19 protein-coding genes are annotated in these 19545 nt (G+C 69.9%); 15 read left to right on the top strand and 4 right to left on the bottom strand.

The features are described from left to right. The first annotated feature begins 54 nt into the window (after nucleotides 1-54). The 11 genes from FDM97_RS28225 to FDM97_RS28175 all read left to right on the top strand — a co-directional run bounded on the left by FDM97_RS28225 (nucleotide 55) and on the right by FDM97_RS28175 (nucleotide 10016). Complete coding sequence (locus FDM97_RS28225; RefSeq protein WP_137993324.1) at nucleotides 55-1377, top strand: MraY family glycosyltransferase; 1323 nt, start codon at nucleotides 55-57, stop codon at nucleotides 1375-1377. A 264-nt stretch (nucleotides 1378-1641) separates the two neighbouring features. Beyond that, entirely contained in the window at nucleotides 1642-2058 is a 417-nt protein-coding gene (locus FDM97_RS28220; protein WP_137993323.1) for a hypothetical protein, read from the top strand. 225 nt (nucleotides 2059-2283) lie between these two features. After that, the gene (gene atpB, locus FDM97_RS28215) at nucleotides 2284-3093 is read left to right on the top strand and encodes a F0F1 ATP synthase subunit A (protein WP_137993322.1); all 810 of its coding nucleotides are present in this window, start codon (nucleotides 2284-2286) and stop codon (nucleotides 3091-3093) included. Between the two features lie 91 nt (nucleotides 3094-3184). Beyond that, nucleotides 3185-3415 (top strand): ATP synthase F0 subunit C, encoded by a 231-nt coding sequence (atpE, locus tag FDM97_RS28210; protein ID WP_137993321.1) that lies wholly within the window; start codon nucleotides 3185-3187, stop codon nucleotides 3413-3415. 42 nt (nucleotides 3416-3457) lie between these two features. Beyond that, nucleotides 3458-4003 carry a F0F1 ATP synthase subunit B gene (locus FDM97_RS28205; protein ID WP_137993320.1) on the top strand — a complete coding sequence of 182 codons (546 nt, stop codon included), beginning with the start codon at nucleotides 3458-3460 and terminating at the stop codon, nucleotides 4001-4003. Beyond that, nucleotides 4000-4815, top strand: coding sequence for a F0F1 ATP synthase subunit delta (locus FDM97_RS28200; RefSeq protein ID WP_137993319.1), 816 nt, complete (start codon nucleotides 4000-4002; stop codon nucleotides 4813-4815). Before FDM97_RS28205 ends, FDM97_RS28200 begins: the two co-directional genes overlap by 4 nt. A gap of 133 nt (nucleotides 4816-4948) precedes the next feature. Further along, on the top strand, nucleotides 4949-6547 hold the full coding sequence (gene atpA, locus FDM97_RS28195; RefSeq protein ID WP_137993318.1) for a F0F1 ATP synthase subunit alpha: 1599 nt from the start codon (nucleotides 4949-4951) through the stop codon (nucleotides 6545-6547). Nucleotides 6548-6567: 20 nt separating this feature from the next. Beyond that, the gene (locus tag FDM97_RS28190) at nucleotides 6568-7485 is read left to right on the top strand and encodes a F0F1 ATP synthase subunit gamma (protein WP_137993317.1); all 918 of its coding nucleotides are present in this window, start codon (nucleotides 6568-6570) and stop codon (nucleotides 7483-7485) included. After that, entirely contained in the window at nucleotides 7485-8927 is a 1443-nt protein-coding gene (gene atpD, locus FDM97_RS28185) for a F0F1 ATP synthase subunit beta (protein WP_137993316.1), read from the top strand. Before FDM97_RS28190 ends, atpD begins: the two co-directional genes overlap by 1 nt. Before the next feature lie 123 nt (nucleotides 8928-9050). Next, nucleotides 9051-9425, top strand: a complete 375-nt coding sequence (locus FDM97_RS28180; protein WP_137993315.1) for a F0F1 ATP synthase subunit epsilon — start codon at nucleotides 9051-9053, stop codon at nucleotides 9423-9425. Nucleotides 9426-9569: 144 nt separating this feature from the next. Continuing rightward, nucleotides 9570-10016: a DUF2550 domain-containing protein gene (locus tag FDM97_RS28175; RefSeq protein WP_175439264.1), complete on the top strand. Its 447-nt coding sequence runs from the start codon at nucleotides 9570-9572 to the stop codon at nucleotides 10014-10016. Between the two features lie 56 nt (nucleotides 10017-10072). On the opposite strand, the gene FDM97_RS28170 is transcribed toward FDM97_RS28175, so the two are convergent. From FDM97_RS28170 to FDM97_RS28160, 3 genes are all read right to left on the bottom strand, one after another. Continuing rightward, a complete protein-coding gene (locus FDM97_RS28170; protein WP_432816252.1) occupies nucleotides 10073-11920 on the bottom strand; it encodes a glycosyl hydrolase family 18 protein in 1848 nt (615 codons plus the stop codon). Between the two features lie 135 nt (nucleotides 11921-12055). Next, entirely contained in the window at nucleotides 12056-12691 is a 636-nt protein-coding gene (locus tag FDM97_RS28165; RefSeq protein WP_137993313.1) for a response regulator, read from the bottom strand. Next, complete coding sequence (locus FDM97_RS28160; protein ID WP_137993312.1) at nucleotides 12679-13911, bottom strand: sensor histidine kinase; 1233 nt, start codon at nucleotides 13909-13911, stop codon at nucleotides 12679-12681. Before FDM97_RS28160 ends, FDM97_RS28165 begins: the two co-directional genes overlap by 13 nt. A gap of 156 nt (nucleotides 13912-14067) precedes the next feature. On the opposite strand from FDM97_RS28160, the gene FDM97_RS28155 reads away from it, so the two are divergent. Beyond that, nucleotides 14068-14694 carry a hypothetical protein gene (locus FDM97_RS28155; protein ID WP_137993311.1) on the top strand — a complete coding sequence of 209 codons (627 nt, stop codon included), beginning with the start codon at nucleotides 14068-14070 and terminating at the stop codon, nucleotides 14692-14694. Here FDM97_RS28155 and FDM97_RS28150 read toward each other — a convergent pair. Continuing rightward, nucleotides 14614-15186: a cob(I)yrinic acid a,c-diamide adenosyltransferase gene (locus FDM97_RS28150; protein ID WP_137993310.1), complete on the bottom strand. Its 573-nt coding sequence runs from the start codon at nucleotides 15184-15186 to the stop codon at nucleotides 14614-14616. The genes FDM97_RS28155 and FDM97_RS28150 overlap by 81 nt on opposite strands. Nucleotides 15187-15381: 195 nt before the next feature. On the opposite strand from FDM97_RS28150, the gene FDM97_RS28145 reads away from it, so the two are divergent. The 3 genes from FDM97_RS28145 (at nucleotide 15382) to FDM97_RS28135 (ending at nucleotide 19507) form a co-directional block, all read left to right on the top strand. Next, the gene (locus FDM97_RS28145; RefSeq protein ID WP_137993309.1) at nucleotides 15382-16230 is read left to right on the top strand and encodes a 3-hydroxyacyl-CoA dehydrogenase family protein; all 849 of its coding nucleotides are present in this window, start codon (nucleotides 15382-15384) and stop codon (nucleotides 16228-16230) included. A gap of 159 nt (nucleotides 16231-16389) precedes the next feature. Continuing rightward, a complete protein-coding gene (locus FDM97_RS28140; RefSeq protein ID WP_024761898.1) occupies nucleotides 16390-16713 on the top strand; it encodes an STAS domain-containing protein in 324 nt (107 codons plus the stop codon). A 244-nt stretch (nucleotides 16714-16957) separates the two neighbouring features. Next, nucleotides 16958-19507, top strand: coding sequence for a P-loop NTPase family protein (locus tag FDM97_RS28135; protein WP_137993308.1), 2550 nt, complete (start codon nucleotides 16958-16960; stop codon nucleotides 19505-19507). Nucleotides 19508-19545: the final 38 nt, after the last annotated feature.

Raw genomic sequence — 19545 nt, 5'->3', positions numbered from 1 at the left:
GAGCCCGGCTAGGGTGTGGGGCTGAGATGGCCAGCGATTCCTGTGGGGCAGCCCGTGCGTGATTACCTGCTGACGCTCTGTGTCACGGCCGCGGTGACCTATCTGCTGACCGGTCCGGTGCGGAAGTTCGCCATCGCGACCGGGGCGATGCCGGAGATCCGTGCCCGCGACGTACACCGAGAACCGACTCCGCGGCTCGGTGGCATCGCCATGTTCTTCGGGCTGTGCACGGGGCTGCTCGTCGCCGACCACCTGCAGAACCTCAACAGCGTCTTCGAGCTCTCCAACGAGCCCCGCGCGCTGCTCTCCGGTGCCGCCCTGATCTGGCTGATCGGCGTCCTGGACGACAAGTTCGAGCTGGACGCGCTGATCAAGCTGGGCGCGCAGATGATCTCCGCCGGCGTGATGGTCATGCAGGGTCTGACGATCCTGTGGCTGCCGATCCCCGGCATCGGCACGGTCGCGCTCACGAAGGGCCAGGGCACGCTCCTGACCGTCGCCCTGGTGGTCCTCACGATCAACGCGGTGAACTTCGTCGACGGCCTCGACGGTCTCGCCGCCGGCATGGTCTGCATCGCCGCCGCGGCCTTCTTCCTGTACGCGTACCGCCTCTGGTACGGCTACACGATCGAGGCCGCCGCACCCGCCACGCTCTTCGCCGCGATCCTCATGGGCATGTGCCTGGGCTTCCTGCCGCACAACATGCATCCGGCCAGGATCTTCATGGGCGACTCCGGCTCGATGCTGATCGGGCTGATCCTGGCCGCCTCGGCGATCTCGATCACCGGCCAGGTCGACCCGGACGTGCTGAGGCTCTTCGAGGGCTCGACCCGTCAGGCCACCCACGCCGCCCTGCCGGTCTTCATCCCGCTCATCCTGCCGCTGACGATCATCGCGATCCCGATGGCGGACCTGATCCTGGCGATCGTGCGCCGCACCTGGAACGGCCAGTCGCCGTTCGCGGCCGACCGCGGGCATCTGCACCACCGGCTCCTGGAGATCGGGCACTCGCACAGCCGGGCCGTCCTGATCATGTACTTCTGGTCGGCGCTGATCGCCTTCGGGACGCTCGCGTACTCGGTGCACTCGGCGTCGATGTGGATCGTGCTCGCGGTGGTCTTCCTGAGCGCGGTCGGGCTGGTGCTGCTCCTGCTGCCGCGCTTCTCGCCGCGTGCCCCGCGGTGGGCGGAGTCCTTCGTTCCGCCCCGCTACCGGCGCCGCAAGGTCCTCGCCGCGGAATCCGCCGCTCCGGTGGCCGCCGCCGTGGAGGGCCCCCTGGAGGAGCGCATTCCGATCCCGGCCGGGGTCAACGGCTCGACCGCCATCGGCCACCGTTCGCGCTTCACGGACCGGCGTAAGGCCGGAACACCGAGTTGACGAAAGCCGCATCAGCGTCCAATACCAGACAAGAGCACCTCGTGTCGTGCACACACGCGCGCGTTAACTCTCATGTGTGACAGTCAGCACACCCCATGGGTAAAGAACTACTCAAATAGTTTGTGATACCGTTCACGAGACCCGGCGACAGAGCCGAAAGACCGTAGTGCGACGGTCTGTTGGCCCCGAGACACACCTCGGACCGGGCTTACGCTCGTCCCTGACGACACCATCGCCCCCACCAGCAACAGCGGAGACACCGCCATGCCGTCGAACGACGCACGCATCCTTCTGTCAGCTGCCATTCCCGCTGCTGCCACCGGCGCCATCGCCGCGGTCATCAGCGGCGTGGTCGCCGGCGGCAAGGGCGCCATCGGCGCCGTCCTCGGCTGCGTGCTCGTCCTCGCGTTCATGGGGATCGGGCTCGTGGTGCTGCAGCGGACGGCGAAATCGCTCCCGCACCTGTTCCAGGCCATGGGGCTGATGCTCTACACGGCCCAGATCCTGTTGCTCTTCATTGTGATGGCCCTGCTCAAGAACACCACGTGGTTCGACTTCAAGGCCTTCGCCTTCACCCTGCTCGCGGTGACCATCGTCTGGATCGCCGCGCAGGCGCGCGCGTACATGAAGGCCAAGATCCTGTACGTCGACGACCCGAAGAAGAACGGGCCGTCGACGTGAGGGGTAGGGCCGGGATAAAGGCGCGTTCGGCTTCCTGCTATCGTCCGGTGCCAACTGCGGCACTGCGGGCGCGGGCATCCGAGCTGACGCCTGTCCCAGCGCGAGGCTCGACGCCGAACCGCCGCCCCCTTATCCGTAAGACCAGTCCAGTGCCGACCCGCGGCTGCGTGCCGCGCCGACACAACGAGGTTGCCGTACCTATGCGCCACGCTGAAGGAGCCCGCGGTGAGTGCTGACCAGACGCTTGCCTTCGACCCGGATTGCCACATCTTCACTGGATGTGGCTTCCCGGCGCCGGGCCTGCACACGTTCATGTACGAGCCGATCGCCACGGTGGGAGGCATCGACATCACCAAGCCGATGCTGCTCGCGCTGATCAGCTCGCTCGTGGTCGTCGGGTTCTTCTGGGCGGCGTTCGCCAAGCCCAAGCTGATCCCGGGCAAGATGCAGATGGTCGGCGAGGCCGGTTACGACTTCGTGCGCCGCGGCATCGTCTACGAGATCATCGGCAAGAAGGACGGCGAGAAGTACGTCCCGTTCATGGTGTCGCTGTTCTTCTTCGTCTGGATCATGAACCTCTGGTCCATCATCCCGCTCGCGCAGTTCCCGGTCACCTCGCTGATCGCCTTCCCGGCGGCTCTGGCCCTGATCGTGTACGTGGTGTGGGTCAGCCTGACCTTCAAGAAGCACGGCTTCGTCGGCGGCTGGAAGAACATCACCGGCTACGACAAGTCGCTCGGCCCGATCCTGCCGCTGATCATGTTCCTCGAGTTCTTCTCGAACCTGATCATCCGGCCCTTCACCCACGCCGTCCGACTGTTCGCGAACATGTTCGCCGGTCACCTGCTGATCGTCATGTTCTCCCTCGCGAGCTGGTACCTGCTGAACGGCATCGGTGTCGTCTACGCCGCCACCTCGTTCGTGATGGTCCTCGTGATGACCGCCTTCGAGCTCTTCATCCAGGCCGTCCAGGCGTACGTCTTCGTCCTCCTGGCCTGCAGTTACGTCCAGGGCGCGCTCTCCGAGCACCACTGAGCCACGTCCGGCGACCCAGCTCCACCCCCAATCCAACAATCGTCCGGTGGCCAACCCCCACCGGGTCCTTGAAAGAGAAGGAAGAACCGGCATGTCCGCTCTCCAGACCCTTGCCGCCGTCGAAGGTAACGTCGCCTCCATCGGTTACGGTCTCGCCGCGATCGGCCCCGGCGTCGGCGTCGGCATCATCTTCGGTAACGGCACCCAGGCCCTCGCCCGTCAGCCCGAGGCTGCCGGCCTGATCCGCACCAACCAGATCATGGGTTTCGCCTTCTGTGAGGCGCTCGCCCTCATCGGCATCGTCATGGGCTTCGTTTACTAAGCCTGATCCGACGACAGCCCAATTTTCACGGAAGGCACTGATGTGAACGCTCTGCTTCTTGCGGCGGCGGAGGAGCCCCAGCCTCCTCTTCTCCCGCATCTCGACGAGCTCGTCATCGGCCTGATCGCCTTCGTCATCGTCTTCGGCTTCCTCGCCAAGAAGCTCCTCCCGAACATCAACAAGGTTCTGGACGAGCGTCGGCAGGCCATCGAGGGCGGCATCGAGAAGGCCGAGTCGGCCCAGATCGAGGCCCAGAGTGTGCTGGAGCAGTACAAGGCCCAGCTCGCCGAGGCCCGCCACGAGGCCGCGCGTCTTCGCCAGGAGGCGACGGAGCAGGGCACCGCGATCATCCAGGAGATGAAGGCGGAAGGCCAGCGCCAGCGCGAGGAGATCATCGCGGCCGGCCACGCGCAGATCGAGGCCGACCGCAAGGCCGCGGCGTCCTCGCTGCGTCAGGACGTGGGCAAGCTCGCCACCGACCTGGCCGGCAAGCTGGTCGGTGAGTCCCTCGAGGACCACGCCCGCCAGAGCCGCACGATCGACCGGTTCCTCGAAGAGCTCGAGGAGAAGGCCGAGGCCGTCCGATGAACGGAGCGAGCCGCGAGGCACTGGCCGCCGCACGTGAGTCCCTCGACGCGCTGACCGACAACACCTCGGTCGACGCGGCGAAGCTCGCGGGTGAGCTGGCCGCAGTCACCGCGCTGCTCGACCGCGAGGTGTCGCTGCGTCGGGTCCTGACCGACCCGGCGCAGGCGGGCGAGGCCAAGGCCGAGCTCGCCCGGCGACTGCTCGCCGGTCAGGTGGGCGGCGAAGCCGTGGACCTGGTCTCCGGCATGGTGCGTTCCCGCTGGTCGCAGTCGCGTGACCTGGTCGACTCGGTCGAGGAGCTGGCGAACACCGCCGACCTCACCGCGGCGCAGCAGGCCGGCGGTCTGGACGACGTCGAGGACGAGCTGTTCCGGTTCGGCCGGATCGTCTCCTCCAGCACCGAGCTCCGCTCGGCGCTGACGGACAAGGCCGCCACGGCGTCCGCCAAGGGCGAGCTGCTGCGCAGCCTGCTCGGCGGCAAGGCCAACCCGGTCACCGAGCGTCTGATCGTCCGTCTCGTGACCCAGCCCCGGGGACGTAGCCTGGAAGCGGGACTCGAGTCCCTCTCCAAGCTCGCCGCGGCGCGCCGGGACCGGATGGTCGCCGTCGTCACCACGGCGGTGCCGCTGACCGACCAGCAGAAGCAGCGCCTCGGTGCCGTACTCGCCAAGCTGTACGGCCGCCAGATGCACCTGAACCTGGACGTGGACCCCGCGGTCCTCGGCGGGATCTCGGTGCAGGTCGGCGACGAGGTCATCAACGGGACCATCGCGGAGCGCCTCGACGAGGCGTCCCGGCGACTGGCCGGCTGACGACAGCCACCAACTGAACACAGCATCACCTGCGGCCCGGTTGGGCCGTGCAGAGATTGCAGAAGATTCCTGGGGGTCGGCCCCCAGACCCCCAAGAAAACTTCGGGCCCAACAAGGAGAGCAGGGAACCCAGATGGCGGAGCTCACGATCCGGCCGGAGGAGATCCGGGACGCGCTGGAGACCTTTGTCCAGTCGTACCAGCCGGACGCGGCCTCGCGCGAGGAGGTCGGAACGGTCAGCCTGGCCGGCGACGGCATCGCCAAGGTGGAGGGACTTCCCTCGGCCATGGCGAACGAGCTGCTGAAGTTCGAGGACGGCACCCTCGGTCTCGCCCTCAACCTCGAGGAGCGCGAGATCGGTGCGATCGTTCTCGGCGAGTTCAGCGGCATCGAGGAGGGACAGCCGGTGCAGCGCACCGGTGAGGTCCTCTCCGTAGGTGTCGGCGAGGGATACCTGGGTCGCGTCGTCGACCCCCTCGGCAACCCGATCGACGGTCTCGGCGAGATCGCGACCGAGGGCCGCCGCGCCCTCGAGCTGCAGGCCCCGGGCGTCATGGCCCGTAAGTCGGTCCACGAGCCGATGGAGACCGGCTACAAGGCCGTCGACGCGATGACCCCGGTCGGCCGTGGCCAGCGTCAGCTGATCATCGGTGACCGTCAGACCGGCAAGACCGCGCTGTGTGTCGACACGATCATCAACCAGCGTGACAACTGGCGCTCCGGCGACGTGAACAAGCAGGTCCGCTGCATCTACGTCGCCGTCGGCCAGAAGGGCTCCACCATCGCGTCCGTGCGCGGCGCCCTGGAGGAGGCCGGCGCGCTCGAGTACACGACGATCGTCGCCGCCCCGGCGTCCGACCCGGCCGGCTTCAAGTACCTGGCGCCGTACACCGGCTCCGCCATCGGTCAGCACTGGATGTACCAGGGCAAGCACGTCCTGATCGTCTTCGACGACCTGTCGAAGCAGGCCGACGCCTACCGCGCCGTGTCGCTGCTGCTGCGCCGCCCGCCGGGCCGTGAGGCCTACCCGGGTGACGTCTTCTACCTGCACTCCCGCCTCCTCGAGCGCTGCGCGAAGCTCTCGGACGAGCTGGGCGCGGGCTCGATGACCGGTCTGCCGGTCGTCGAGACGAAGGCCAACGACGTCTCGGCGTTCATCCCGACCAACGTCATCTCCATCACCGACGGCCAGTGCTTCCTGGAGTCCGACCTGTTCAACGCCGGCCAGCGCCCGGCCCTGAACGTCGGTATCTCGGTCTCCCGTGTCGGTGGCTCCGCCCAGCACAAGGCGATGAAGCAGATCTCCGGTCGCCTCCGTGTGGACCTGGCCCAGTACCGCGAGCTGGAGGCGTTCGCCGCCTTCGGTTCCGACCTGGACGCCGCGTCGAAGGCGCAGCTGGAGCGTGGTCAGCGCATGGTCGAGCTGCTCAAGCAGGCTCAGTACCAGCCGATGCCCACCGAGAACCAGGTCGTCTCCATCTGGGCCGGCACCACCGGCAAGATGGACGATGTCCCGGTCGCCGACATCCGTCGCTTCGAGGCCGAGCTCCTCGCGTACCTGCGCCAGAACCACGCGGGTCTCATGAGCTCGATCCGCGAGGGCGGCAAGCTGTCGGACGACACCCTGCAGTCCGTCGGTGACGCCATCGCGGAGTTCAAGAAGCAGTTCGAGACCTCTGACGGGAAGCTGCTGGGCGACGACGCTTCCGCTGCCGTCAACGTCTCGAAGTGACGACGGAAGGGACCTGACTCATGGGAGCGCAGCTCCGGGTCTACAAGCGTCGCATCAAATCCGTCACCGCGACGAAGAAGATCACCAAGGCGATGGAGATGATCGCCGCCTCGCGTGTCGTCAAGGCGCAGCGCAAGGTACAGGCGTCCACTCCGTACGCGACCGAGCTCACCCGCGCGGTCACGGCGGTGGCCACGGGTGCGAACGACAAGCACCCGCTGACCACCGAGGCGGAGAACCCGACCCGCGCCGCGGTCCTGCTCCTCTCGAGCGACCGCGGTCTGGCCGGCGCCTTCAACTCCAACGCCATCAAGGCGGCGGAGCAGCTGACGAGGAAGCTGGAGAGCGAGGGCCGCGAGGTCGACATCTATGTCGTCGGCCGCCGTGGTATCGCGCACTACAACTTCCGTGAGCGCAAGCTGGCCGACTCGTGGACCGGTTTCACGGACCAGCCGGAGTACGCGGACGCCAAGACGATCGCGGCTCCGCTGATCGAGGCGATCGAGAAGGACACGGCCGAGGGCGGCGTGGACGAGCTCCACATCGTCTACACCGAGTTCGTCTCGATGATGACGCAGACGGCGATCGAGGCCCGGCTGCTGCCCCTCAGCCTCGACGAGGTGGCGAAGGAGGCGGGCGAGCAGGACACGCTCCGTCCGCTGTACGACTTCGAGCCGTCGGCGGAGGACGTCCTCGACGCCCTGCTGCCGCGCTACGTCGAGAGCCGGATCTACAACGCGCTGCTCCAGTCGGCTGCCTCCAAGCACGCCGCCACGCGCCGCGCGATGAAGTCGGCGACCGATAACGCGGGAGACTTGATCAACAACCTCTCCCGACTTGCCAACGCGGCCCGCCAGGCCGAAATCACCCAGGAAATCAGCGAGATCGTCGGTGGCTCCGCAGCCCTGGCCGACGCGACCGCGGGGAGTGACAAGTAATGACGACCACTGTTGAGACGGCCGCCGCCACGGGCCGCGTCGCCCGGGTCATCGGCCCGGTCGTCGACGTGGAGTTCCCCGTCGACGCGATGCCGGAGATCTACAACGCCCTGCACGTCGAGGTCGCCGACCCGGCCGAGGAGGGCGCGAAGAAGACGCTGACCCTCGAGGTCGCGCAGCACCTCGGTGACGGCATCGTCCGCACCATCTCGATGCAGCCCACCGACGGTCTGGTCCGCCAGGCCCCCGTGGTGGACACCGGCGACGGCATCACGGTGCCGGTCGGCGATGTCACCAAGGGGCGCGTGTTCAACACGCTGGGTCAGATCCTGAACGAGCCGGAGGCCGAGTCCGAGGTCGGCGAGCGGTGGTCCATCCACCGCAAGGCCCCGGCTTTCGACCAGCTCGAGTCGAAGACCGAGATGTTCGAGACCGGCCTGAAGGTCGTCGACCTTCTCACCCCGTACGTCAAGGGTGGAAAGATCGGTCTGTTCGGTGGTGCCGGTGTCGGCAAGACCGTTCTGATCCAGGAAATGATCATGCGTGTGGCGAAGCTGCACGAGGGTGTTTCCGTCTTCGCCGGCGTGGGTGAGCGCACCCGTGAGGGCAACGACCTCATCGCCGAGATGGAGGAGTCCGGCGTTCTGGACAAGACCGCGCTGGTCTTCGGCCAGATGGACGAGCCCCCGGGCACCCGTCTGCGCGTCGCCCTGGCCGGTCTGACCATGGCGGAGTACTTCCGCGATGTGCAGAAGCAGGACGTGCTGTTCTTCATCGACAACATCTTCCGCTTCACCCAGGCGGGCTCCGAGGTGTCGACCCTGCTCGGCCGTATGCCCTCCGCGGTGGGTTACCAGCCGAACCTGGCCGACGAGATGGGTCTCCTCCAGGAGCGCATCACCTCGACCCGTGGTCACTCGATCACCTCGATGCAGGCGATCTACGTCCCCGCGGACGACCTGACCGACCCGGCCCCGGCCACCACCTTCGCCCACCTCGACGCGACGACGGTTCTCTCCCGTCCGATCTCCGAGAAGGGCATCTACCCGGCCGTGGACCCGCTGGACTCCACGTCCCGGATCCTGGACCCGCGCTACATCGCGCAGGAGCACTACGACGCCGCCACGCGCGTCAAGGGAATCCTGCAGAAGTACAAGGACCTCCAGGACATCATCGCGATTCTCGGTATCGACGAGCTGAGCGAGGAGGACAAGCTCGTTGTCCACCGCGCCCGCCGTGTCGAGCGCTTCCTGTCCCAGAACACCCACGCGGCGAAGCAGTTCACCGGTGTGGACGGTTCGGACGTTCCGCTCGACGAGTCGATCGCCGCGTTCAACGCGATCTGCGACGGTGAGTACGACCACTTCCCCGAGCAGGCGTTCTTCATGTGCGGTGGCCTCGAGGACCTCAAGGCCAACGCCAAGGAGCTCGGCGTCTCCTGAGCCCCGTGCTCATGAGGGGGGCGGGTCGCCCCGTGCGGGCGTGTCCCGCCCCCCTCTCCACGCCCATTAGAATTGACCCCAACACCCGGCACGACCGCCGGGTGGTGACCCGAGGAGCCACCCTTGGCTGCTGAGCTGCACGTCGAGCTGGTCGCCGCGGACCGGAGTGTCTGGTCCGGCGAGGCCACCCTGGTCATCGCGCGTACCACCTCCGGCGACATCGGCGTCATGCCCGGCCACCAGCCGCTGCTCGGTGTGCTGGAGTCGGGCCCGGTGACCATTCGTACGAGCGAGGGCGCGACCGTCGTCGCCGCTGTGCACGGTGGATTCATCTCGTTCGCCGACGACAAGCTGTCTCTGCTCGCGGAGATCGCCGAGCTGGCGGACGAGATCGACGCCCAGCGCGCCGAGCGCGCGCTGGAGCGCGCCAAGTCGGAATCGGACGCCGCCGCCGAGCGTCGCGCCGACGTCCGGTTGCGTGCGGTAGCGGTCCGCTAGCGGACCGCGCCGAGAGTTGTGCCCTCAGCCGCGGCACGGCTGGAATTCTCCAGACCGTGTCGCGGCTGAGGCGATGCAGATGCAGGTTGTATTCGGTTACGCCGGCGAAGCCGGTCACGGGACGCAGCGAGGAGGTCGGTGAAGATGTTCCTCGCTCTGCTCGTGAGCGGTCTGGTCGTCGCACTGGTGGTGATCGGGCTCTTCGTCTTCGGCTTGCGCCGTCGCCTGATCCAGCGTGCCGGCGGCACCTTCGACTGCTCCCTGCGCTGGAACGTCCCCGAGGAGCCGGACCTCTCCGGCAAGGGCTGGGTGTACGGCGTCGCCCGCTACAGCGGTGATCAGGTCGCCTGGTTCCGTGTCTTCTCGTACGCGCCCCGCCCGCGCCGCATCCTGGAACGCTCGGCCATCGAGGTCCTGGAGCGCCGCATGCCCGAGGGCGAGGAGGAGCTCGCGCTGCTCTCCGACGCCGTGATCCAGGGCTGTATGCACCGGGGGACCCGGCTGGAGCTGGCGATGAGCGAGGACGCGCTCACCGGCTTCCTCGCCTGGCTGGAGGCGGCGCCTCCTGGCCAGAGGGTGAACGTGGCCTGAGGCAGACGTGAAGCGGGGGACGGCGTGCTGCGCCGTCCCCCGCTTCGTCGTAGCGGCTAGCTCAGCCCGCTGTTGATCGCTCCGACGAGCTCGCCGCCCGTCGTGTCACCGCTGAACTCCCAGAAGAACGCGCCGCCCAGACCCTGGTTCTTCGCCCAGCTCATCTTGGACGTGACCGTGGCCGGGGTGTCGTAGCTCCACCAGTTGCTGCCGCAGTGCGCGTACGCCGTGCCCCCGACCGTGCCGTTGGCCGGGCAGGTGTTCTTCAGGACCTTGTAGTCCTCGATTCCCTGCTCGTACGTGCCGGCCGCCGGGCCCGTCGCCGTGCCGCCCGGGGCGGACTGGGTGACGCCGGTCCAGCCGCGGCCGTAGAAGCCGATGCCGAGCAGCAGCTTGTTGGCGGGGACGCCCTTCGCCTTGAACTTGGCGATCGCCTCGGCGGAGTTGAAGCCCGCCTGCGGGATGCCGGCGTAGGAGGTGAGCGGGGAGTGCGGGGCCGTCGGGCCCTGCGCCGCCCAGGCGCCGAAGAAGTCGTACGTCATCACGTTGAACCAGTTCATGTACGGTGCGGCGCCCGCGTAGTCGGCGGCGTCGATCTTGCCGCCGGCGGAGGCGTCGGCCGTGACGGCCGCGGTGACCAGGGCGTTCGTACCGAACTTGGCGCGCATGGCCTGCATCATGTTCTTGAAGGCGGACGGGCCGCTGGTGTCGCAGGACAGACCGCAGGCGTTCGGGTACTCCCAGTCGAGGTCGATGCCGTCGAAGACGTCGGCCCAGCGCGGGTCCTCCACCAGGTCGTAGCAGGACTGCGCGAAGGCGGTCGGGTTCTGGACGGCCTGGCCGAAGCCGCCGGACCAGGTCCAGCCGCCGAAGGACCAGAGGACCTTGATGTGCGGGTACGCCTTCTTCAGCTTGCGCAGCTGGTTGAAGTTGCCGCGCAGCGGCTGGTCCCAGGTGTCGGCGACGCCGTCGACGGACTGGTCGGCGGTGTAGGCCTTGTCGTAGTCGGCGTACGCGTCGCCGATCGTGCACTTGCCGCCGGTGACGTTGCCGAAGGCGTAGTTGATGTGCGTGATCTTGGAGGCGGAGCCGGAGGTCACGATGTTCTTGACGTGGTAATTACGGCCGTACACACCCCAGTTGGTGAAGTAGCCCATCCTCACCGTGGAGCCGGGGGGCGTGGTTCCGCCGCCGCCCGTCGTGCGGACGGAGACCGTGCCGCTCGCCGGGCCCGTCTGGTCGACGGTGTCGCGGGCGACGATCGTGTAGCTGTAGTCGGTGCCCGCGGTCAGCCCGGTGTTGGTGTATGTGAGTCCGGTGACCGTGGCGACGGTGGTCCCGTCCCGCTTGACGTCGTAGTTCTTGATGCCCTTGTCGTCGGTGGCGGCCGTCCAGGTCAGCTTGACCGAGGTGTCGGTGATGCTGGAGGCGACCGGGGTGCCGGGGGCGGAGGGCGGGTTGTCGCCGGGCTGGGTGGAGCCGTCGCAGGAGCCGCCGTTGACCTTGCAGCCGGACGGGGAGCCGGAGCCCGTGCCGTTGAAGCCGAAGGAGATGGTGGCGCCGGGGGCGAGGGTGCCGTTCCAGCCGACGTTCTTGGCGGTCCAGTGGGTGCCGGAGCTGGTGACGGTGGCGTCCCAGGCGGAGGTGACGGCCGTGCCGGACGGGAAGTCCCACTCGACGGTCCAGGAGGAGAGGGTGGTGGTGCCGGTGTTCTTCACCGTCCACTTGCCCTCGAAGCCGGTTCCCCAGTCGGAGACCTTGGTGTACGTGGCGGTGGCCGCCGTGGCGGCCTCGGCGGGTGCGGCGAGGCCGACCATGGCGGCCAGGGGCAGGATCAGGGCGGTCAGACCGGCGGCGGCCCGGTGTCTGAACCCTGTTCTGCGCGTCGGTGCTTGAGTGCTCAACGGTGCTCCTCAAGTTGCGGACGGACAAGGTGGGGGTGGTCCGTGAACATGCGCGCGCCCCGCGAGCGTAGGAAGGTCTGGACCAATCGTCAAGAGGTCCAGACCAACGTCGGTGTGCCGGATTCCGCTCCCGCCTCAGACACCCAACTCCTGTGCGAGCACCGCGGCTTGAACCCGGCTGCGCAGCTCAAGCTTTCCCAGCACCTTGCTGACGTGCGTCTTCACCGTCGCCTCCGCCATCTCCAGACGTACCGCGATCTCGGCGTTCGACAGCCCCTTGCCCAGCGCGGAGAGCACCTCACGCTCCCGGGGCGTCAGCGCGTCCAGTGCGGACGGGTTCCTCCGGGCGGTCCTCGGCGCCGCGAACTCGGCGATCAGCCGGCGCGTCACCGCCGGGGCGATCAGGCCCTCGCCGCGCGCCACCGTCCGTACCGCCTCGATCAGGTCCTTCGCGTCGGTGTTCTTCAGGAGGAAGCCCGCCGCCCCGGCGCGCAGCGCCCCGAACACGTACTCGTCCAGATCGAAGGTGGTGAGGACGAGGACGTCGGCCAGCCCCTGGGAGACGACGATCCCGGTCGCCGTCACCCCGTCCATCCGCGGCATCTGCACATCCATCAGGACCAGGTCCGGGCGCAGTTCGCGGGCCAGTTCCACCGCGCGCTCGCCGTCCGCGGCCTCCCCGACCACCTCGATGTCCGGCGCGCTGCCCAGGATCAGGACCAGCCCCGCCCGTACCGCGCTCTGATCCTCGGCCACGATCACCCGTACCATGCCTGCGGCTCCTTGTCGTTCGTACCGACGGGCAGGACAGCCCGCACCCGCCACTCCTTGCGCCCGCCGTCCGAGGCCACCGGACCCGCCTCGAACTCCCCGCCCAGCAGCGCGACCCGCTCCCGCATCCCGACCAGACCCGCCCCCGAGCCGGGCGCGCGCGGGCCCGGCTGCCCGCCGAACGGGCTGGTCACGCAGACGGTGAGCGCCCGGTCGGCCCGGTCGGCCCGGTCCGCCCCGTCGTCGAGGACCACCCGCACCTCGCCCGGCGCCGCGTGCTTGAGCGCGTTGGTCAGCGACTCCTGCACGATCCGGTACGCGGCGAGCTCGACCGGCGCGGGCAGCCGCCGCCCGCCGTCGGACCGGGCGTCGTCGAGGACGAAGGCGAGTCCGCTCGTCGTCCCGTTCGTCCGGGCCTGCGCGATCAGCGCGTCGACGCCGGCCAGGGTGGGCGCGGCCGCCGGTTCGGCATCGCCGCTGCTGTCCCGCAGCAGCCCGATCAGCCGGCGCATCTCCGCCAGGCCCTCCACGCTGTTCTCCCGGATCACCGTCAGCGCCTGCCGGGTCGTCCCCGGATCGTCGAGCGAGAGCGCGGCCGTGGAGTGGATCGCGATGGCGGAGAGATGGTTGGCCACCATGTCGTGCAGCTCCCGCGCCATCCGGGCGCGCTCGGCCACCACCGCCTGGGTGCGGTCCATCTCGGCGAGCAGCGCGGTCTGTTCGGCACGCAGCCGGGCCGCGTCGGCGGCCTGCCGGTGATTGCGCACGATCGCGCCGGTCACCGCGGGCAGGAAACAGAGCATCCCGGTGATCACGCCGACCAGCAGGGCGATCGCGTTCTGCCACCAGACGAGGAAGCCGATCGTCACGGCGACGGTGATCAGCGCGGTCGTGTACGGGATGCGGCGGGCGGAGGCGGGCGGGCCGTAGACCACGGCCGCGTAGACCAGGTCCGTGAACATCAGCACGGTGGCGAGATTGCCGTGGGTGAACTGGTCCGCGACGATCGCGACGGTCCCGACGAGCAGGGCGGTGCGCGGGGTCGTCCGGCGCAGCGCCTCCATCACCGCCATCACGACCAGCGGGATCAGCACCACCCACGGCTCGCCGAAGACGTGGTCGGTCTTCAGGTACAGCCCGAACGACCACAGGAGCAGGCCGCAGGAGAGCCCGGAGCCGGCGACGAGCAGATCGACGCGGTGGGGGCGGGGGAGTGTCACGCCTCCATCCAACACGCTGCCGCGTCCGCCGACGTCGCCGTCCGGGCCGATCCCGCCCTCCGTCGAAGGATGTAGGCGTACTTCGTCACTGGCGACGACGATCCGGGTCCGGCGGCACGGGACGCTGAGGAGGACGTACGAAAGGGAGTTACCGCCGTGATCGTCACCCTCATCGTGATCTGCGAAGTCGGCTTCTGGGTCCTGCTGGCCGCCGGCCTCACCGCCCGCTATCTGCTCAGGATGCCGCGCACAGGCATGGCGCTGCTCCTGTGCGAACCGCTCCTGGAAGTCCTGCTGCTCGTCGTCACCGCCGTCGACCTCAGGAACGGCGCCGAGCCGGACTGGAAGCACGGCCTCGCCGCGCTCTACATCGGCTACACCGTCGGCCACGGCCACCGCACCGTGAAGTGGCTCGACGGCCACGCCGCCCACCGCCTCGCCGGCGCCCCCCGCCCGCCGGGGCCCCCGCGGTACGGCATGGCCCGCGCCCGCTACGAGGGCAGGCTCTGGCTCGGCTCGCTCGTCGGCGCGGCCGTCGCGACCGCTCTGCTGCTGATCTCGATCTGGTACATCGGCGACGAGGGGAACACCGGCTCGCTGCGGAGCTGGATGTACGGGGCGTGGCGGGCGGCCGGCATCCACGGCCTGATCGCGCTCAGCTACGCGATCTGGCCGAGGAAGGCCCCGTCGGACGAGCCCCCCTCAGCGCTCCCCGCCCGGGACCCAGAGCACGTCCCCGACCTCCTTGTTGGCCGTGCGCGCAAGGATGAAGAGCAGGTCTGAGAGGCGGTTGAGGTAGGTCGCGGTGAGGGCGTTCATCGTCTCGCCGTGGACCTCGATCGCCGCCCACGTGGAGCGCTCCGCCCGCCGGACCACCGTGCACGCCTGGTGCAGCAGCGCGGCGCCGGGTGTGCCGCCCGGCAGGATGAAGGAGCGCAGCTTGTCGAGCTGCTCCAGGAAGTGGTCGCAGTCCGCCTCCAGCTTGTCGACGTACGACTGCTCGACCCGCAGCGGTGGGTACTTCGGATCCTCGACCACCGGGGTGGAGAGGTCCGCGCCCACGTCGAACAGGTCGTTCTGGACGCGGACGAGAACCTTCACGACGTCCTCGTCGAGCTGCCCGAGGGCGATGGCCGTACCGATGACGGCATTGGCCTCGTTGGCGTCGGCGTACGCCGAGATCCGCAGATCGGTCTTGGCGGTCCGGCTCATGTCGCCCAGAGCGGTCGTGCCCTGGTCGCCGGTACGGGTGTAGATGCGCGTCAGATTGACCATGACCCCAGCGTAGTGACGCCAGGCCCCTCCGGGCCGCCCCTGTGCCGACCGTCACGGAGCACCGCGGACCTGTCGCGAGTGTGACGTCCGTCAAACCGGGCGTGACGCGCATTACTTAGCGGTCACACGAGGCCTCACTCCCGCTAATCTCCGCCGGAGAGTCAGAAGTGAACAGGCGTTAAGGGGTGGAAGACCGTGGCCAGGAAGCTCGCCGTCATCGGAGCCGGACTCATGGGGTCCGGAATCGCGCAGGTCTCGGCCCAGGCCGGATGGGACGTCGTTCTGCGTGACGTCACCGACGCCGCCCTGACCCGCGGTACCGACGGCATCAAGGCGTCGTACGACCGGTTCGTCGCGAAGGGGAAGCTCGACGCCGCCGAGGCCGAGGCCGCCCTCGGGCGGATCACGGCCACCACCGAGCTCGACGCGGTCGCCGACGCCGACATCGTCGTCGAGGCCGTCTTCGAGAAGCTCGAGGTCAAGCACGAGATCTTCCGCTCCCTCGACAAGATCGCCAAGGACGGGGCCGTCCTCGCCTCCAACACCTCCGCCATCCCGATCACCAAGATCGCCGCGGTGACGGAGCGCCCGGAGGCCGTCGTCGGCACCCACTTCTTCTCGCCCGTGCCGATGATGCAGCTCTGCGAGCTCGTCCGCGGCTACAAGACGTCCGACGCCACCCTCGCCGCCGCGCGTGAGTTCGCCGAGTCCGTCGGCAAGACCTGCATCGTCGTCAACCGCGACGTCGCCGGCTTCGTCACCACCCGCCTCATCTCCGCGCTGGTCGTCGAGGCCGCCAAGCTCTACGAGTCGGGCGTCGCCACCGCCGAGGACATCGACATCGCCTGCAAGCTGGGCTTCGGCCACGCCATGGGGCCGCTCGCCACCGCCGACCTCACCGGCATCGACATCCTCGTGAACGCCACCAGCAACATCTACACCGAGTCCCAGGACGAGAAGTTCGCGCCGCCGGAGCTGATGCGCCGGATGGTGGACGCGGGTGACATCGGCCGCAAGAGCGGGCAGGGGTTCTACAAGCACTGAGCCGGTTCCGCGCCGGTACAGGAGCGGCCCCGAGGTCCGGCGGCCGCTCCGCCTTCACCCCACCGGGTGAATTGCGTATCAGTTCGCTTACAAGGCGCAACGCTTCTGCGCCGACGGCAGTCAGTTGTTGCAAAGACGGAGCACTCCCGGGGAGCGCATATGCACATCAGGGGCGACCATGTCGAGCTGGTCGTCGGGGGCCGCCTCGACGTCCGCAGCGCGGCGGACGCCCGTACGGTCCTGCACTCGGCCGTCGACGACGGCGTCGGCGACCTCGTACTCGACCTGACCGGTCTCGACTCCTGGGACGCCACCGGGCTCGGGGTCATCATGGGCGCACACCGCCGTGCGGGCCGCTGCGGCCGCAGGCTCGTGCTGCGCGGGGTGCCGCCCCAGATGCAGCGCCTGCTCGTGGCGACCCGGCTGCACCGGATCCTCGCGATCGAGGGCGGCCTCGCCGCGGAGTCGCTGCCCCGCGTCTGACGACGGGGCACCGGCGCCTGTGAAGCTGCTGTGTGAACCCGGCGTCCCGGTCCAATCCTCATGAGACCGTGACGTCTTGGGCGGGGTGGCACCCCGCCTGTTCCGGGATACTGAACGAAGGTCTAGGGTTCGGTCGCCTGCCCATTGACGGGCCCACCCGGCGGGCACCGGACCAGAAGCGACAGCGAGCGTGCAGATCGGCCGGAGGGGCTTCGGCACGCACCGCTTTTGGGGGGCTTTGACCATGGACCCGATGAACCGGGGGCCGGAAGAGTACGGCCACGACACCGAGGGCGACGACGCCCGCGAGGGACGCGGCGCCCCCGCGCCCGAGCGCGGACCCAGCACGGCCGCCCGCGCCCGGATCGCCCGCGTCGTCTCGGGCGACCTGCTGCTCACCGTCAACCCCGTCGACGGCAGCGAGATCGAGGCCTGCCCGCCCGGGGAGCAGCCCGCCCCGCCCCGCCGCCGTACCGCCGAGGAACGGGCCGAGGCGGCCCGCGCGGCCGCCCCGCCCGTACCGCCTGGCCCCGCCGCCCCGCCCCTGCCGCTGCTCGAACGGCAGGAGGAGCACGAGCGGCTCGTCCAGCTCCTCGCGCGCGGCCGTTCCGTACGGGTCACCGGCCCCGCCGGCTCCGGCCGTACCGCCCTGCTCGACGCCGTCGCCGCCGACTGCGCCGGCCTCGCGCCCGACGGAGTCGTCCGCCTCTCCGGCTACCACCGGACCCCCACCGAGCTGCTGTACGACCTCTTCACCACCGTCCAGCACGCCCCGGACCTCCGCCCCGACCGCCCCGCCCTGCTCGGCCTCGTCCACGACATCGGCGCGATCGTCGTCGTCGACGACCTGGAGTTCGGCGGCACGACGCTCGACGAGCTGCTCGCCGCGGCCCCCGAGTGCGCCTTCCTGCTCGCCGCCACCCCCGACGTCCCGGCCCCCTCGCCCGACGCCCACCTCGAAGAGGTCTCCCTCGCCGGCCTCGGCCGCGCCGCCGCCCTCGCACTCCTGGAGAGCGCCGTCGACCGGCCGCTCACCGACGACGAGGCCAACTGGGCGGGCGACCTCTGGTTCGAGTCCGAGGGCCTTCCGCTGCGCTTCGTCCAGGCCGGCGCCCTGCTCCGCCAGCGCGACCGGCTCCGCGTCATCCCGGAGGAGTTCGACGCCTTCGGCACGAAGGAGCAGGAGCAGGAGGACGCGCCCACCGAGTTCGACGCCTTCGGCGCCCTCGACGACGCGTTCGGACCGGCCGCCACGGCCCCCGCGGCGCCCACCACCCCCACCGCCCCCGAGGCCTCCGCCGACGTCGAGCTGCGCGAGATTCCGCTGCCCAGCCTCGGCGAGGGCGCGGCCCCCGCCGCGCTGCTCGCCTCACGGCTCAGCCACTCCGCCCAGGACACCCTCCGCTTCACCGTCGCCCTCGGCGGCGAGGTGCCGCACCAGGCCCACCTCCCCGCCCTCGTCGGCGACACGCACGCGGACGCCGCCGTCGGCGAGCTCATGGCCTGCGGACTGCTCAGCCCGGTCGGCGCCCGCTACCGCCTCGCCGCCGGAGTCCTCACCCAGCTCCTCGCCCAGGCGTACGACGAGGGCGCGGCCGCCCGCGCCCACACCGTCGCCCAGCACTACGCCTGGTGGGCCGGACACCCCTCCGTCACCCCCACGCGCGCGGCCGCCGAGGCGGACGCCCTGCTCGCCGCCCTGGCCGCGCTCGTCCCCGGAAGCGACCCCGAGCACCCCGCCACCGCCGTCCTGCTCGCCCGCAGCGCCGCGCCCGCCTTCGCCGCCGGACTGCACTGGGGCGCCTGGGAGCGCGCCCTGCGCGCCGGCCAGGAGGCCGCGCGGCTGGCCGGCGAGGTCGCCGAAGAGGCCTACTTCCACCACGAGTTGGGCATCCTCGCGCTCTGCGCCGGAAACCTGCAGCGGGCCCGCGCCGAACTGGAGGCGTCCATCGGCATGCGCGGCGTGCTCGCCGACAAGCGCGGCACCGTCGCCGGCCGCCGGGCGCTCGCCCTGGTCGCCGACCGCGCCGGAGGCGCGCCGTCCGAGGACCACGCCCCTGCGGGCGACGAGCAGCCCACGACCCGTGTCGAGGAGCCCGTCTCCCCGCCCCGCGGCATCCCGAGGGCCGTCGTCCCGGCCTCCGCCAGGACCGCGCCGATCCCCGCGTTCCCGGACTTCGCCGACGAGGGCCCGACCCTCATCACGCGCCCCGACGCCCAGCCGGGCGGCGACGGTACGAAGCGGGGCGGCCGCTTCGGCGTCATCGCCGGCGCCCGCCGCAACCTGGTCGCGGTCGGCACGGGAGCGCTCCTGGCCGCCGTGCTCGGCACGGTCGTGACGATCGGGGCCACCTCGGGCAACGCCGAGGACCCGGGCTCCAACCGGGTCACCTCCGACCGGACGGCCAGTGAGGACGGCGTCGACGACGGCCTGGACGCGGACGAGCCGACCGAGGACTCGACGAGCCGCCCGTCCGAGAGCGCGTCGCCCACGCCGTCCGGCTCGCCGACCTCGGGAACGCCCAGCGCCTCGGGCACCCCGTCGTCCTCGTCCTCGCCCTCCGGCACGCCGAGCACGACCGCGCCCACGACGGTGCCCCCGGCCCCGACGACGACGGCTCCGCGTCCGACGATCAGCCCGACGACGAAGCCGACGCCGACCAAGAGCCCGACCCCGTCCACGACGAGCCCGACGACCCCGCCCACCACGCCGTCGACGACCCCGTCCACCACGACGCCGCCGGAGACCACGCAGAGCCAGGACAATCCCGACAACACCGGCACACCGGCCTGACACACACGACGGCCCCGGGCGCGTTCACCGCACCCGGG

Source organism: Streptomyces vilmorinianum (assembly GCF_005517195.1).
Lineage (GTDB): Bacteria > Actinomycetota > Actinomycetes > Streptomycetales > Streptomycetaceae > Streptomyces > Streptomyces vilmorinianum.
Note: the sequence above shows the minus strand (reverse complement) of the source record. Positions and strands in the feature narration are given on the sequence as shown.